The sequence below is a fragment of the Acinetobacter lwoffii genome (assembly GCF_024129715.1).
GTDB classification, from domain to species: Bacteria; Pseudomonadota; Gammaproteobacteria; order Pseudomonadales; family Moraxellaceae; genus Acinetobacter; species Acinetobacter lwoffii_U.
In genome coordinates, this window is the sequence record NZ_JAMXXM010000001.1 from 285313 (window position 1) to 301850 (window position 16538).

Annotated in this window: 15 protein-coding genes; 10 read left to right on the plus strand and 5 right to left on the minus strand. The window is 44.3% G+C overall.

Annotation, left to right across the window (positions count from 1 at the left end):
- The first annotated feature begins 29 nt into the window (after window positions 1–29).
- Window positions 30–2162 (plus strand): DNA polymerase III subunit gamma/tau, encoded by a 2133-nt coding sequence (gene dnaX, locus NI462_RS01415; protein ID WP_253158816.1) that lies wholly within the window; start codon window positions 30–32, stop codon window positions 2160–2162.
- Between the two features lie 8 nt (window positions 2163–2170).
- Here the strand turns inward: dnaX and NI462_RS01420 are convergent, their stop codons facing one another.
- Window positions 2171–2605: an acyl-CoA thioesterase gene (locus NI462_RS01420; RefSeq protein ID WP_253158818.1), complete on the minus strand. Its 435-nt coding sequence runs from the start codon at window positions 2603–2605 to the stop codon at window positions 2171–2173.
- A 44-nt stretch (window positions 2606–2649) separates the two neighbouring features.
- Window positions 2650–3810, minus strand: a complete 1161-nt coding sequence (locus tag NI462_RS01425) for an iron-containing alcohol dehydrogenase (protein WP_253158820.1) — start codon at window positions 3808–3810, stop codon at window positions 2650–2652.
- A gap of 120 nt (window positions 3811–3930) precedes the next feature.
- Here NI462_RS01425 and NI462_RS01430 point away from each other — a divergent pair, with 120 nt between their 5' ends.
- The 4 genes from NI462_RS01430 to NI462_RS01445 are packed head-to-tail and all read left to right on the plus strand — an operon-like array spanning window position 3931 to window position 7665.
- Window positions 3931–4437 (plus strand): low molecular weight protein-tyrosine-phosphatase, encoded by a 507-nt coding sequence (locus tag NI462_RS01430; RefSeq protein WP_253100595.1) that lies wholly within the window; start codon window positions 3931–3933, stop codon window positions 4435–4437.
- Between the two features lie 3 nt (window positions 4438–4440).
- Window positions 4441–5481, plus strand: a complete 1041-nt coding sequence (gene murB, locus NI462_RS01435) for a UDP-N-acetylmuramate dehydrogenase (RefSeq protein ID WP_253100592.1) — start codon at window positions 4441–4443, stop codon at window positions 5479–5481.
- A gap of 1 nt (window position 5482) precedes the next feature.
- A complete protein-coding gene (locus NI462_RS01440; RefSeq protein WP_253158822.1) occupies window positions 5483–6622 on the plus strand; it encodes a YdcF family protein in 1140 nt (379 codons plus the stop codon).
- The gene (locus tag NI462_RS01445; protein WP_253158824.1) at window positions 6622–7665 is read left to right on the plus strand and encodes an alpha/beta hydrolase; all 1044 of its coding nucleotides are present in this window, start codon (window positions 6622–6624) and stop codon (window positions 7663–7665) included. Before NI462_RS01440 ends, NI462_RS01445 begins: the two co-directional genes overlap by 1 nt.
- A gap of 69 nt (window positions 7666–7734) precedes the next feature.
- On the opposite strand, the gene NI462_RS01450 is transcribed toward NI462_RS01445, so the two are convergent.
- Window positions 7735–9405, minus strand: coding sequence for an FMN-binding glutamate synthase family protein (locus NI462_RS01450; RefSeq protein WP_004645422.1), 1671 nt, complete (start codon window positions 9403–9405; stop codon window positions 7735–7737).
- Window positions 9406–9906: 501 nt separating this feature from the next.
- Window positions 9907–10914 carry a helix-turn-helix transcriptional regulator gene (locus NI462_RS01455; protein ID WP_004278803.1) on the minus strand — a complete coding sequence of 336 codons (1008 nt, stop codon included), beginning with the start codon at window positions 10912–10914 and terminating at the stop codon, window positions 9907–9909.
- A 240-nt stretch (window positions 10915–11154) separates the two neighbouring features.
- Here NI462_RS01455 and NI462_RS01460 point away from each other — a divergent pair, with 240 nt between their 5' ends.
- The 5 genes from NI462_RS01460 (at window position 11155) to NI462_RS01480 (ending at window position 15377) form a co-directional block, all read left to right on the plus strand.
- Window positions 11155–12714 carry a circularly permuted type 2 ATP-grasp protein gene (locus tag NI462_RS01460; RefSeq protein ID WP_253158825.1) on the plus strand — a complete coding sequence of 520 codons (1560 nt, stop codon included), beginning with the start codon at window positions 11155–11157 and terminating at the stop codon, window positions 12712–12714.
- A gap of 22 nt (window positions 12715–12736) precedes the next feature.
- Entirely contained in the window at window positions 12737–13339 is a 603-nt protein-coding gene (locus NI462_RS01465; RefSeq protein WP_004278801.1) for an alpha-E domain-containing protein, read from the plus strand.
- Entirely contained in the window at window positions 13336–14115 is a 780-nt protein-coding gene (locus NI462_RS01470; RefSeq protein ID WP_004278799.1) for a transglutaminase family protein, read from the plus strand. Before NI462_RS01465 ends, NI462_RS01470 begins: the two co-directional genes overlap by 4 nt.
- A gap of 13 nt (window positions 14116–14128) precedes the next feature.
- Window positions 14129–14863 (plus strand): proteasome-type protease, encoded by a 735-nt coding sequence (locus NI462_RS01475; protein ID WP_005247272.1) that lies wholly within the window; start codon window positions 14129–14131, stop codon window positions 14861–14863.
- An 82-nt stretch (window positions 14864–14945) separates the two neighbouring features.
- Window positions 14946–15377, plus strand: coding sequence for a BLUF domain-containing protein (locus tag NI462_RS01480; RefSeq protein WP_005106614.1), 432 nt, complete (start codon window positions 14946–14948; stop codon window positions 15375–15377).
- A gap of 46 nt (window positions 15378–15423) precedes the next feature.
- Here the strand turns inward: NI462_RS01480 and alr are convergent, their stop codons facing one another.
- Window positions 15424–16494, minus strand: coding sequence for an alanine racemase (alr, locus tag NI462_RS01485; RefSeq protein WP_253158827.1), 1071 nt, complete (start codon window positions 16492–16494; stop codon window positions 15424–15426).
- Window positions 16495–16538 lie beyond the last annotated feature (44 nt).

Sequence of the window (16538 nt, forward strand, 5' to 3'; positions counted from 1 at the left end):
TATGCTTAGACCTGTAAAAAGGAGCATACATGTATCAAGTACTTGCGCGAAAATACCGTCCTCGTAATTTTAATGAATTGGTGGGGCAAAACCATGTATCACGTGCTTTAACCAGCGCGCTCGAACGTGGCCGTTTGCATCATGCCTATTTGTTTACGGGAACGCGTGGTGTCGGAAAAACCACGATTGCACGTATTTTGGCGAAGTGCTTGAACTGCGAGACCGGTATTACCTCGACGCCTTGTGAGGTCTGTGCGACCTGTACCGCAGTCAATGAAGGTCGTTTTATTGATTTAATCGAAATCGATGCAGCATCACGCACCAAGGTCGAAGATACCCGCGAGCTGCTCGACAATGTTCCTTATGCACCGACTCAAGGCCGCTTTAAGGTCTACCTGATCGATGAAGTGCACATGCTGTCCACGCATTCTTTCAATGCGCTGTTAAAGACGCTGGAAGAACCGCCAGAACATGTCAAATTTCTGTTTGCAACCACTGATCCGCAAAAACTGCCAATTACCGTAATTTCTCGCTGTCTGCAATTTACTTTGCGTCCATTGGCAGTCGATGAAATTACCGAACATCTGGGCAATATTCTTAGCAAAGAAAGCATTCAGTCTGATCAGGATGCGATCTGGCAGATTGCTGAATCTGCGCAAGGTTCTCTGCGTGATGCCTTGTCTCTGACCGATCAGGCGATTGCCTATGGTCAGGGTGCGATTCAGCATCAGGATGTCAAAGACATGCTCGGTCTGATTGACCGCACCATTATTTATGACCTGATTCTGGCGATTCACCAGAACCAGAAAGCACGTGTTAGCGAGTTATTATTGCAGTTCCGCCAGCAGGCTCTGGATGTATCGTTGGTGCTCGACCAGCTGATTTCGACATTGCATGAACTGGCTTTATTGCAGTACCTGCCAGATCTGAGCCTGAAATACAGTGCAGAGATCAATCAAAAGATCATGCAATTATCGGCTCTAATTTCAGCACAAGACCTGCAACTCTATTATCAGATTGCCTGTAAGGGGCGTGCCGATTTACAGCTTGCAGTTACGCAGGAACAAGGTTTTGAGATGACGGTGCTACGTTTATTGGCTTTCCGTCCCTTACAGCCAAGCGAAATTCCGGTGATGCAGGAGACTGCACCGCAACAGGCAGCAACCAGTACAACACGTCTACAGCAGCCCGTTCAGACACAACTTCAATCTGAGTCCGTAGAAACACAATCATTTGAAGCGGAGCCTGTATTTGATGATTTTTCTCTGGACGATGAGACAGATGAGGAGATTGATTTCGCATCAGCGTCTGAACCTTCTTCGGATGATTTTTTGGATGAAGACGAGCCAACCAGCATCACTGAGCCTGAATCTGTCCAGCCCGTAGTAATTCAGACCACCATTGAAGAAGTGCAGTCTAGTGATCAAATTATTTTTGATCCAAATGATGACAAAGGCTTATTTGGTTTTGATGAAATCGAGATCACCACAGAAACAGCGGCTACCAGCAGCAGCTCGGATGATTTCCTGCTTGAAGAGTTTATTCCTGCAGATGCTGTCATCCCTAGTGAGCCAGTACAAGACCTCATGTCTGCTGATGAGGAATTTAGTCTTGCTGCACCGGAATTAGAACTTTCACAGGAATCGATTGCTCAGCCTGCTCTTGAGAATACAGCGCCGGTTCAGCCAGTCGCACAGACAGCTTTGTTGGAAGATATTTCTCAAGATGTAAATACGCAGAATCTGATGCCACAGGATATTCTGAAAATACCTGAACAAGCCTTGGAAGGTGAGTGGAGCGTAGAAAAATGGGAGTACTGGTTCCGTAACAGCCAGCTTTCTCCGGCAGTACAGGAACTGGCGCAGTATGGCATCATGACTGGTCAGATGAATGGTGAATCCGTTTTCCATATTCCTGAACAGTACCAGCAGCTGTTGACCCAGTTGCAACATAATCTGGAAGCGGCCTTACAACAGCAATGGCCGCAAACACACTTCCAGGTGAAATTTGAAAATGTGGATCAGCTCACGCCCTATACCATGCAGCATCAGCGTAAGGCGCGTGCTTTTAAACGTGCCGAAGAGCTGTTACATGCTGAACCGGCAGTACGTGACCTGTTACAGCAGTTCGATGGTGAGTTGCAAAATATTCAGTTGAAATAGGTTGGATTTTAAGGCATCAAAAATCGAGATAAAGCATCCCGCATTTCGACTGGAATCGGGGTGCTTTTTCGTGTTTCGCGATCGACAAATACATGAACAAAATTGCCTTGCGCAGCGGCTGTATCCGAGTTGCGTTTAAAAATGGCCAGATCATAGCTGAGTGATGAATTTCCCATGCTTTCAATGGCCACGCCAACTTCAATAATTTCCGGATAAGACAGTTCCTGATTAAACTGACAGTTAGAGCTGACCACCAGTCCAATCATCGGGGAGTATTTAGGATCAAAAGCGGCCTCCTGAATCAGCAGAGCATTGGCTGCGGTATCAAAATAACTATAATAAGTCACATTGTTGACATGGCCATACAGATCATTGTCTGCCCATCGAGTTTGAATGGGCAAGAAAAATGTATAGTGCTCGCGCTGTTTAATCGTGGCTTTCATCAGTATTCAGTCCTCAGCTAGATAAGGCTTAGGTGGAAATTGGTCTAGGCATAGATCGCCTGATAAATCTGATAAGCATCCTCCACCTTGAGTTCACGTGGATTATTCTGCAACAGCCGACTTTGTTGCATCGCATCTTCTGCCATGACCTGCAGCATATCTTCCGGAACATTCAACTGATTTAGTTTCAGGGTCAAACCGCTTTGCATCAGATGATTATTAAAATGATCAATAAACAGATCGGTCAGGCCATCATGACAACCTTTACTGTGGGGATCCAGCCAGGTCATTAATTCCGCATAGAGCTGTTTGGTCGCTGGCGCATTAAACTTTAATACTTCGGTTAGAACCAGTGCATTGCTATGCCCGTGTGATAGGTGAAAATGTCCACCAAGCGGATAAGCCAGCGCATGTACGGCAGCGACCGGTGCGTTGGCAAAGGCTTGTCCAGCCAGCATGGAACCGACCAGCATATTTTGGCGCGCATCTAAATCATATCCGTCTTGTAGCACGCGCTGCAGATTGGCATTCAGTAATCTTAAAGCCTGTTTGGCCAGCATATCCGAATAAGGGTTTTTCTTGTGTTTTGAGGTATAAGCTTCAATGGCATGCACCATGGCATCAATGCCGGTGGCGGCAGTGATCTGTGCCGGAAGATTTTGGGTAAAGGTTGCATCCAGAATGGCAATATCTGCATAGAGAATGGGCGCGACAATGCCAGTTTTGGTCGTTTCACCTGTGGTGACAATCGAAATCGGCGTCACTTCCGAACCTGTTCCAGCGGTGGTCGGTACCAGAATTAAAGCTAAACGCGGTCCGGTAGCATTATCAACGCCATACAGATCGGACAGTGTCTGATGCTGCTCGGGATGCGCCAAAATTGCAATGAGTTTGGCCACATCCATCGAGCTGCCACCACCAAAGCCCAGCACCACATCAATATTTTCCTGTTTTGCAAAAGCCGCCGCTTCAAGCACCACTGTATCGGGCGGATCGGCCTGAACATCCGAGTAAATCACGTACTCCAGCCCGGCAGATTCAATAATATCAAGAAGCGGCAGATGTAATTGCTGCTTCAGCATCCCCGGGTCAGTCACTAGCAGAAGACGTTGATAATGGCCATTTTTTAGAATTTTAAATAATTCCTGAATCGTGCCTAGTCCGGCAATGATATTGGGGACGGTTTGAAACTGAAAACGATTCATGGCGATATCCTTGATTTTTTTATTGCAAATACGAGATTATTCTATGGTTGTAAGATAGGAATCAGTATATAAATAACTTAACATAAGAATCCTTAAAATAAAGTAGCTCTGAGGTTGTTTATGTCATCCAGAACGCCATACAAGGTGTTATGTGTTTGTTTGGGAAATATTTGCCGCTCTCCCACGGCAGAAGTTGTACTCAGACATTATTGTGATGAACAGCAACTGAACATTGTGGTCGATTCTGCCGGAACCAGTAATTATCATCCGGGCAAGGCACCGGACTTGCGTAGCCAAAAGCATGCGCTGAAACGTGGCTATGACCTTTCAGCACTTCGCGCACGTCAACTCATTCCACACGATTTTATTGATTATGATCTGATTCTGGCGATGGATCTGGAAAATTTATCCAATATTCAGAACATACAGCGTCTGGTAGAAACTCAGTTTGGTCATATACGTGCACGCGTGGCATTGATGAGTGAACATGATCAGATTTATCCAAAACAGGCGTTACCCGATCCTTATTATGGCGAAGCGGATGGCTTTGAACGGGTGCTTGATCAATGTGAGTCTAGCAGCCGGGCATGGATTGAGATTTTTAAACAGAATTTACACAAGGTTTAAGCGATGCAGATTCAAACCCAGGTTCAACTTAAACCTTTTAATACCTTAAATTTAGAAGCAGTTGCTTCATACTATGCCCAAATTCAGTCCACTGCTGATTTGCTGGCGGCACTGGATTTTGCTGAACAGCAGCAACTCAATGTACTGATCCTGTCAGGTGGCAGCAATATGTTGTTGCCGGAGCAGATTGATGCACTGGTTCTGCATATGGATATTCAGGGCATTGAAATGCTGGATGCTGATGATCAGTCGCAGCGCTTATGTGTAGGCGGTGGTCAAGGCTGGCATGACTTCGTGCTCTGGACCACGGCACAGGAGTTATATGGTCTACAGAATCTGGCTTTAATTCCGGGACGGGTCGGTGCATCGCCAGTACAGAATATTGGCGCTTATGGCGTTGAAGTTGGCGAGTTTATCGATTCCGTTGAGCTCTATGACCGTCAGCTGAAACAGTTTACTTCGATTCAGGCAGCAGATTGCCAGTTTGCCTATCGGCATAGTATTTTTAAAGATGATCCTAACCGTTATGTGATTACCCATGTGACTTTTAGATTACTTAAACAGCCAGATTTGAAACTGAATTATGGTGATCTGAAGACTGCGGTCGGCGATCAGCTCACAGCAGAAAACCTGCAGCAACAAGTCATTCAGATTCGTCAGAGTAAATTGCCTGATCCGCAGGAATTTCCCAACGTAGGCAGCTTCTTTAAAAATCCTGTAGTTGGTCAGGCGGTCTTTGACCGAATTGCTGCATCTTTCCCGAATTTACCCCATTACCAGCAAGCCAATGCTCAAGTTAAACTGGCAGCGGGCTGGCTGATTGATCAGGCTGGCTGGAAAGGCAAACAGTTGGGCCCTGTCGGTATGTTCCACAAACAGGCGCTGGTCTTGGTGAATTATGGTCAAGCCTCTCTCACCGATGTCCGTAAAACGTATCGTGCGGTACAGCAATCGGTTTGGGAAAAATTTAGTTTAATGCTGGAACCTGAACCTGTATTGTTTGATAAAAATGGTCTGATCCGCTCTCATCAGGAAGAGGAATAACATGAAAAACACCCATTGGATAGTACGTTTGCTACAAATTGTCACTGGACTGTTTGTGCTATGCGGCTGTCTATTGGTGTTGGTTTATACGCCTTTTTACTCAAAAATGATCGTCAAGGGCTTAAACCAGTTTGTCTCCTTAGAGCTAAATGAAGTCGCCGCCCAAAGCCAGAAAATGGCAGCGTTAAGCGAGCATGAAAATCTGGAACCTGGCTCTGATTTGTGGATTGCCCGTCAGGCTTATTTAAAGGTCATGGAACAGGATATCCAGCAAAATAATTCTGCCAACCTGATGCTGATTCAGGCGCGTTATAAAGCACTGCAGCAAGTAATTGAAGAATATCAACGCGAGCAGCAGGATCAAAAAGCAGAGCAAAGTCCACCTGCTCAGGTGCCGTTATTGTCCTCACAGGAAGGTGCAGAACCAGTCGATCCGACAGCAAATGTCCGGGAATTGCTGGAGTGGGACAGTAGTGAAAACAAGGAACGTATTGAGCAATATATGGAGTTTCTGACAACGCATCCGCTGGAACAAGGCGAAGCCAGTTCGGTACAGGAAACCGATGGAGAGGAAATCCAGCAGGACTTGGCTTTACTACAAGAGCAACAGCAGGCTAAACCGGCGAATAGCTCCCAGCCTTATGCCATTGTGGTATTGGGTGGTGGATTAACTTTAGATGACCACGGCAAAGAAATTGTCGTCAATAACTATACGCGACTACGGCTGGAAACCACGCTGGCAGTAGAGAAACATTACCAGTTGCCGATTGTTCTGAGTGGGGTCGAAGCGCCGTATATGCAGCGCTGGTTAAAAAATCATGGTGTCGATGCCAAATTACTGGAAGATCGCAGCATGAACACCTGTGAAAATACCCGTTTCAGTTCATTATTATTACAAAAGAAAGGTGGAGCGCCTACAGTGATTCTGATTACGGATCGTTATCATATGCCGCGTACCCGCCGTTTATTTGCGTTAAATGGCATACAAACCATTCCGGTAGAAGCGCCGATGCCAACGCCATTGACACGATGGCGTCCAAGTGCACAAAATTATGATCACAGTCGTCGTGCCAATTATGAAATGTTGGCGACCATGCGCGATATGTGGTTTGGATCCAGTGACTGTCGGGAGGTGCCATAATGTCTGATATCCCATTTTTAAATCCCATCATTCTGAAACAGCTGGATTTACCCATTCCGAGTCGGGATGTTACGCCTCAACTCTTGCCACCTTTAAACCTGAATCGTAGTGATGAACCGCCGATTGATCTGCAGTCCTATCGCAAGCTTTATGGTTTTGATTTACTGGACTGCAAACACTGGCAGGGCTATGTACAGATGCCTTTATTCAGGTTACATGTACAGGTGTTTGAGCCAAATCTGGAAAATACCCGCTTTGATAAGATTCAGGGAACCGCTTTTTTGCTGCATGGTTATCTGGAACATAGCGGCATTTATCAGCCCATTGTCAAAGAGCTTTTGGAACAGGGTTTTAGCGTATTAACCTATGATCTGCCGGGACATGGTCTGAGTGATGGTTCACCTGCCAGCATTCAGAATTTTGATCATTATCAGCAGGTTTTACATGCCGTACATCGTTATGTGCAGCACGCTTCACAATTACCTAAACCTTGGGTCGGCATCGGGCAGAGTACCGGCGGTGCGATCTGGATGCACCATTTACTGGAGTTTGCGGAACGTCGTGAAAATCCTTTTGTTGAACGAGTCTTATTGTTATCACCATTGATTCGTCCCGCTAAAACTGCCTGGTGGCATAATTCGGTCGGATTGGGCATTATTAGCCGAATCAAACGTGAAGTTCCCCGACATTTCAGACGCAATAACCATAATCCGGAGTTTTTGCGTTTTATCCGGCTTAAAGATCCATTACAACCGCGAATAATGGGCATGGACTGGATTTTAGCGATGTCACGCTGGATGCTGGAAATGGAAGCGCGTCCGGCTTGTCGTATTCCAGTCTGGCTGGCGCAGGGTGCACAGGATCAGACTGTCGACTGGCGTTATAATATCGAATTTATCCGGCGTAAATTCCGGCTCCAAACTTTGCTGATGCTAGAAGAAGGTTCGCATCAGTTAATCAATGAGCGTGCTGATATTCGTGCTGCACTCACGGGTTTGATTCCTGCCTTTTTACATGCACATGGCAGCAAAACTTATTATTGATAGATTGAAAATTGAATATTTAAAAAGGCATTTGAATTAAACGCCTTTTTTGATTTTAAATGCATCAAATTAAAATTTTTCTAATTGGGCCAAATTCCACATCCGGAAGTAGAAGTTCTCCTCATCTTTATTTTCACAGGACAATAATTCGCCTTCTTTCAGCCAGAAATGAATCTGCGCAAAGTTCTTTATTTCGTGATTATTCACGCGTTGTGCCAGATGATGCGCCTTAATAGCTGAAGGGTGTTTTAAACCTGCGGAAGCGATCAGTTCAGATAGGGCATGCAAGGTGTTTTTATGGAAATGAAACACCCGTTCTGCCTTGGTCGGCACATGTAAAGCTTTCTGGCGATCTTTATCCTGGGTGGTGACTCCGACAGGGCACTGGTTGGTATGACAACTTTGTGCCTGAATACAGCCTACTGCAAACATAAAACCACGGGCAGAGTTCACCCAATCCGCACCAATGGCAAGCGTACTGGCAATATCGAATGCACTAATAATTTTACCACTTGCACCAATTTTGATCTTATCTCTCAAACCTGCACCAACCAGGGTATTGTGTACAAACAGCAAACCTTCTCTTAATGGGGCACCAACATAGTCAATTAATTCAATGGGTGCAGCTCCCGTTCCACCTTCAGAGCCATCAACCACAATAAAATCTGGGTAAATCTGGGTATGTAACATAGCTTTGACCATGCTCATAAACTGCCACGGTTGACCCAGACACAGTTTAAATCCGACCGGTTTTCCGTTGGAAAGTTCACGTAATTTTTGTATGAAATGCATCATTTCAATCGGTGTGCTAAATGCCGGATGACTCGAAGGTGAAACACAATCATGATCACGGCTGATGCCTCGAATTTGGGCAATTTCTTCCGAAATTTTACTTTTAGGTAAAATACCGCCGTGGCCAGGTTTTGCGCCTTGCGAAAGCTTGATTTCAATCATTTTCACCTGGGGTAATTTCGCTTGTGCAGCAAAACGTTCCGGATCGAATTGTCCATCTAAAGTACGGCAGCCAAAATAACCACTGCCAATTTCCCAGACCAGATCACCGCCATATTCCAGATGGTAGGGACTGATACTGCCTTCGCCTGTATCATGGAAAAAATCACCTTTTTGAGCGCCGAGATTAAGTGCACGTATCGCATTGGCACTCATGCTGCCAAAGCTCATGGCTGAAATATTTAAAATAGAAGCTGAAAAGGGCTGGGTACATTGCTCATTTCCAATCAGGATACGAAAAGTCTGTGGATCGGCAACTTTGCAGGGCGTGATGGAATGACTAACAAAGCGGTAATTATCTTCATAGACATTCAGAATCGAGCCGAAAGGTTTATCAGAATTTTCATTTTTCGCCCGCTGATACACCAGACTGCGCTGCATACGGGAAAAGGGCAGCGCATCGCGGTCGGCTTCAATAAAATACTGACGAATCTCGGGACGAAATTCCTCAAAGATAAAGCGGAAATGTCCCATGATGGGATAATTTTTCAGAATGGAATGCTTGTTTTGCAGTACATCATACAAACCCAGCAAACTCAGCAGAATGCTCAGGATCCACAGGGTATTCACCAACGTTTGCGGCATAAAATAATAGATATAACGCGGAGAATAACCGATATGAAATGTAGTAAAAATTACTGCAATCAGAATGCAGGCAAACCAGACCGAATGGCGGGAAAAGAAAGTATTGAGCAGCTTGTGACGTACTAATTGAGCAGGGTTAGCCATTGTAAAATTAAGTCCCTATTTCTACTTCTATAAGGCTTTATGATGTGCAAAGCGAGGTATCTTATACAAGCAGAGAATTGTTATTCGATTTTATAAACTTGCCAGAAATACTATTAAGCCAGGCAATGAATCAGCAGCGATTATAGATAAATTTTGCGGAAAAAGTACTATAGAAAAAATCTGCAAAAGACATGCATTCTATTTATTTCACAATTAAGACAGATGACTTTATAGTCGGTTTATTCACTACATAGGAGTCTTAAACTATGACCAAAAAATCCATTCGCTTTAATAATGCTGAGCTGGCTTGCTCATGTCTCAGTCATTTTTAAATATTGATGTTTCATTCAAGCTGCATTTCGGGGTGTCAAAGAAAAGCAGATTGGCACAGCGGCAGATCACCACAACAAGAACAAAAATATAAGCATAATTCTCCAGTCCCCAATTTGGGGATTTTTTTATTCTGGAATACCTAAAAGAATCTGGATGAAGCCTGTGTAGTTAAGGGTTTTCCTCATCCAGTTGAGCGACTGCATTGGCCACAATACTCGGTTCAATATGTTTAATCTTTTTACCAAAGCTACGCAGCCACCAGACCAGTTGAGAGGTAAATGGCACGGTAGCAGTGATCAGCGACATGCCATCTTCCATTTTTTCAATTTTCTGGTCTTTACTGAGCTGGCTTTCCTCAAAGTAATGCGCATCCGACTCTGACATGCTGAGTTTAAGCGTGACATTTTCGGTGGGATGGTTGAAGTCCACCCGGAAGCCCAGTGCACCAGAATCAATATAATCATCAATATCGAAATTGACCGGATGCAAGGCACGTGAATTCAGCACGACGGCCGATTTAAAGCGGTGCAGTGCAAAGGTCTGGATATCCGATTTGTCATGACGGGTACACACCAGATAAATGATTGACCCTTTTTGTACCAATGCCAGAGGATTGAGAATATAGGTTTTTTCTTCGCTGTTATGACCACGGCCCTGATACACACATTCCAGTTGTTTGTCCTGTAACAGGCCTTCATACACCGCTTGCTGCGCGGCCTTATCTACCACAGGTGGAATCAGCGGTTGGGTGGCCGGAACAATGCGTACGCGGTTAATCCATTGCCGGACATTGTTCTGGGAAGAAAGACTGCGTCGTGCCAGATCAAACCACGGATTCATTTCCTCGATCAGGCTCGGTGGCAGCAGATGTTTTAAATGTTCTTCGACCATCATGAAAGTGACCGCTTGCGAGCTGGTCATATGCGGCAAACTTTGCAGCGGCGCATCTGAACGCCAACGCCAGCCTTGCGGCGTGGTTTTACTGCTTTCAATTGGAAAGCGTTGCGCAATCTGATTCAGGTCACGCTGAATGGTACGTAGACTGATATCAATGCCTTCGCGATTCAGGATTTCCTGTAATTCACGTGTTCCCATCCATTTGCCGGTAGAAAGACGCGACAAAATTTGCCATTGGCGATACAGACTGTTTGAAGTTTCTTTTTCTTGTGCTGACATAATTTATTTTGCTGGCAATAAAGAAGAGGGGATTTAGGCTTAGCTTAACACAATAAAAAAACTCTCATTTTTTCGCAAGTCCCTCTGTGCAACATTTGTCCTACAATTCTAAAACAACTTGGTCGAAAATAGCATTGAGTTCATTGGGCATTTATTAGATTAATGGTAATTGAAATGCAGATGTCATGGCATGGATATTGCTTTGATTTAATTATAATAGATGATAATACGAGGGTTTGTATGCTTAAAGGAAATCAGGATACAAATGTGATTGAAACAATTGATAAATTTAGTTCCCAGAATATTGGAAAAAATTTTATAGACACTAAAACTACAGCGGTATCTACTACAACAAACCCACAACTTTTACTGCAGCAGTTATCTTCAAAGTTCTTTAATGAAATGCAGGATGAACATGTGCTGTCCAGTCAGGCAGGTCAAAGACTGGAAGAATGGTTATCTCAACATACGCTGGATGAACTCAATGCACTGAATCAGGTAGCAAAAGAACATTTTTTAAATCACGGTATTACCTTTACCGTTTATGGCGATGAAGAAGGCGTAGAACGCACTATTCCCTACGATATCATTCCGCGAGTCATAGACCGGAAACAGTGGAATATGGTGGCTTTAGGCTCGGCACAACGGGTACGGGCGCTAAATTTATTCTTACATGATATTTATCATCAACAGGACATTTTAAAAGCCAATATCATTCCTGAGTTGCAGATTTTAACTCATGAAGCCTATCAGCCGCATATGTATCAACATAGCTTGAAAGGCGGGATTTATAGCCAGATTAGCGGGATCGATGTGATCCGTGATTCCAAGGGCGAGTTTTATGTCTTAGAAGATAATCTCAGAACGCCATCTGGCGTGTCTTATATGCTGGAATGCCGCAAGATCAGTGAAAAACTGATGCCGAAAGTATTCGAGCAGTCCAAGATTGCCGGAATCGAGCAATATCCACAATTATTAAAAGAAATCCTGATCGAAAATGCTTATGTCGACAAGCCATTTGTGGTGGTACTGACCCCAGGACGTTTTAATAGTGCTTACTATGAACATTCTTTCCTTGCAAGAGAGATGGATGTGCCATTAGTAACATCACGTGACCTTTTTGTTGATGACTCGAAGGTTTATGTAAAAACCATACGTGGTCGCCAACGAGTCGATGTTATTTATAGACGGGTCGATGATGCGTTTCTTGATCCCTTATGCTTTAAACCGGATAGCACTTTGGGTGTGGCTGGCTTGATGTCAGCTTATTTGCAAAATAATGTTGTGATTGCCAATGCACCGGGAACCGGTGTGGCAGATGACAAATCGGTTTATCCATATGTCGACAAAATGATTCATTTTTATTTGGGCGAGCAGCCAATTCTAAAAAATGTTCCGACTTATCAATGTCGTAATTCTGAAGAATTAGACTATGTCGTGGCTCATCTGGATCAACTGGTGGTGAAAGAAGCGCAGGGTTCGGGCGGTTATGGCATGCTCATTGGACCACAAGCCTCTAAACAGCAAATTGAAACTTTCAGGGAGAAAATTTTAGCTGCGCCGCATTTATATATTGCGCAGCCAACTATGGACTTATCGGTTAGTCCGACTTTGACCAATTTTGGTATTGCTGAACGTCATATCGACTTACGCCCATTTGTATTAAGTTCGCCTTATCGTACTGAAATCGTACAGGGTGGCTTGACACGCGTGGCGATGCAGTCCGGTTCACTGGTGGTGAATTCATCACAAGGTGGCGGTATCAAAGATACCTGGGTAGTCGACAATTTACATTCATAAGATTCCAAAGAAGGAAAATGTCATGGTTTTGCTGAATAGCAATGCACAACATATTTTTTGGTTAGGGCGTTATTTATCTCGCACTCATTTTTTATGTGCGCGCTTTCCATTTTTAGAAGACGAAGCGGCAGTAGCGTATGCCCATGCTTTCTGTTTGCCTGCCTTTGATGCCAGTTCCCTAAATGAGCTGGTACTTGATCCTACGCAAGTGGCGTCTTTTAGCCAGCAGTTTAAAGTAGCTAAAGACAATATTCAGGAATTACGCGGGGTGCTGTCTGCTTCAGGCTATGCGGAACTGATGAAATTGATCAAAACCGCAGACAAAAATGCTGGTTATATCTGTGAAGTGGTGACGGAATGTGAAGATATTCTGGAAGCCGAATCTTCCGATATTTTTCTGTTTTTTAGTCTAGGGCAATGTGTCGAACAGCTCGATCATCAGTTACGTCTGGGTGAAGAAACCAGTACTACACTCTGCAAGATTGATTATGTGGTCAGAATTTTGGTAGAGATGGGCTGGAATGATCTGGAACAGTACTGGGAGCAGTTGCGTACAGAACCGAACCGGATTCAGTTTTACCAGTTTAGCGACCATATTCATCAACTGTTTGAGGCAGATGTATGAAATTGATGGTGAATCACCAAACGCATTATATGTACACGGCCGAGGTGAGGAACAGTATTCAGTACATTAAAATGATGCCTTCGAGCAATGCGCATCAGCGGGTGCATTCCTGGGATATTAGTGTGCCGGGTAATAAAGAAATCCGGAAAGATGCATTTCATAATCTGTGGATGACCTGTAGCCAGCGGGAGCCTTATTATTCCCTGACTATCATGGCGCAAGGGATTGTTGAACTGAATCCTGCGCATCAGAGTGGACTGAATGATTCAATCAATCCCAATCTTTTTCTACAGCCGACCGAATCAACACAATGTAATGCAGCAATGAAAGATTTTGCACAGCGTCATGTTCCTGCATTAACCCGTCAGCATTTGATCGGACTGGCGCAGGCCTTGCTGGAACATGTGCCTTATATTTCCAACAGTACTTCAGTGCAAGGCTCTGCAATAGATGCCTTTGAGTCGAGACAGGGCGTCTGTCAGGACCATAGTCATATTTTCATTGCCATGTGTAAATATCTAGGTTTACCTGCCCGTTATGTGTCTGGTTATTTATATGCACAAAATGCTTCGCATCTGGCCAGTCACGCTTGGGCAGAGGTGTTTGTAGACCAGACATGGTATTGTTTTGATGTCAGTAATCTGTTGTTTACTCCAAGTTCGCATGTATATGTGGCGATTGGACGGGATTATTGGGATGTGGCACCGGTACGCGGTGTCAGAGAAAAAGGCGGTGTGGAATCCATGCATTCCATCGTTCAAGTGCTAGGATGTTAATAAGGACGAATGAATGACGTATTGTTGTGCACTACGTTTAGAGCAAGGTATGCTTTTTATTAGTGATACCCGGACCAATGCCGGAGTAGATCACATTTCTGTATTTCGAAAGTTGTATACCTTTGGTATTCCTGGGGAACGTATGATCGTCATACAGGCATCCGGAAATCTGGCAACAACACAAGCCGTAATTGGGCATATCAAAAATCAGCTCGAACTGAAGCAGGAACCCAATATCTTGAGTCTGCACACCATGTTTGATGTCGCTGAGCTGGTAGGTAGTACGTTGAAAAAAGTGATTGCGAATGTTACGAGCGATATTTCGGAACAAAGCAATTACTATTGTAATCTGCTGGTCGGTGGGCAGCTTAAAGATCAGGATATGCAGCTTTATCATGTCTATCCGCAAGGGAACTTTATCTGTGCCACACGTGATACGCCGTATTTCCAGATTGGTGAAAGTAAATATGGCAAGCCGATCCTGGATCGTGCGCTGACTTATGATATGCCACTGGATGAAGCCTTGCGCTGTTCCCTGATTTCATTTGCATCGACCCTACGTTCCAATGTATCGGTTGGCATGCCCCTCGATGTGCTGGTCTATAAAAAAGACAGCCTGATCATGCCAAGAGGCAAGCGTATTGCTGAAGATGATGAGTATTTCACGTCAATAAGCCGGCAATGGTCAGAGACCTTGAAAAAAGGACTGGCAGAACTTCCGGTTCCCTCTAATGAGTATTTCTTATAATAAACCTATCCGGGTTCAGGTTTTTCGCGTACAGTGTTAACTTCTATGCAGTTCAGCATAATAAAAATAGAGGAGTTAGCGCATGTACCAATTTTGTTACGCCAGTAAAAGTACTTCTCCCAAACCTGACTTACTCGAAGATTTGGCGAATATCCTGAAAGAAGCTCGTGATTTTAATTACCAGCATCAAGTCACGGGTGTACTGTATTTCGCAGATGGTCATTTTTTTCAATGTCTCGAAGGTGAATGTCCCACTTTAAAAAGTCTGTTAGTAGAGCGATTGAATAAAGATCCTCGTCATCAGGATATTAAATTATTTGAGACCAAGGAAATTGAATATCCAAGTTTCCCGGACTGGTCCATGAAATATATTTCCAAACGCAGTCAGATCCAGCAATTCTGTCGGGAAATGGGATTTGATGACTTTAATCCTTTTGCCTTTCAGCAAAGTCATGTCGATGCCTTATTAATGCAATTATGCATAGAGCAGGGCGAAGAACAAAAGTCAGCCTAAAGAAAAGCCCAACAGATGTTGGGCTTTTTTAACTCTTAAGATTAGATCAAACTACTTTGCGTAGTGGACGATTGCTCAGTCGGCATAATAGTTCATAACCAATCGTGCCATTGGCTGTCGCTACATCATCCAATAGACGGGTTTTACCCCAAAGTTCGACTTCTGTACCTAATTGCACATCTAGTCCTGTCACATCAATGGCAATCATATCCATGGCAACCCGGCCAATCACGCGAGTTTGCTGACCATTGATTGCGACATAGTTCTGTTTAGGGAAAGCGCGAGGATAACCGTCACCATAGCCAATTGAAACAATGGCCAAAGTCATGTTTTGGTCTGCGGTGAACGTCGAACCATAACCGATATGCTCACCTGCTTGAATCTCATTCAAGGCAATAATCTCGGCAGTAAAGGTCATGACCGGTTTCAAATCCAGGTCATGTACATCACGGTCTGCAAAAGGCGTCGCGCCGTAGAGCATGATCCCGGGACGGACATAGTCAAAATGCAATTCTGGATATTTATAGATTGCAGCCGAGTTACAGCAAGAGGCTAAAATTGGAGCGCAGTCATTTTTAATTTCCAGGAATTGACGGATTTGTTCATCATTCAGTGGATGCTCGGCATCGGCATTGGCAAAATGCATGGCTAGCACGCAACTAAAGCCTTCAGCTTTTAGCGTATGAATTACATCTTTGATCACATCAATCTTAAAACCTAATCGGTTCATGCCGCTGTTCAGTTTGACCCAGACTTTAAGATCTTTGGCGATATAGGCATCTTTATGTGCAATTAACCAGTCGACTTGAGCCTGTTGATGCACAATGACTTCAATATTCTGTTCGATTACGATTGGCATTTCATCTGCAGAAAAAACACCTTCGATAAGCGTGATCGGCTGTAGATAGCCTAATTCACGAATTTCTAAGGCTTCTTGCAGGCAGGCGACACCAAAGGCATCGGTTTCGCTTAAGGCTGCTAAGCAGTCTTTAACTCCGTGTCCATAAGCATTGGCTTTTACCATACTGACGATTTTCGCGGTTGGGGCAAGTTGTTTGACACGGTCTAAATTATATTGCAGCGCAGCGCTGTCAATATAAACTGTAGCTTGGCGCACCCTAAATTACTCCTAGAGGGACGATGGAAATGTGATGACGAGAG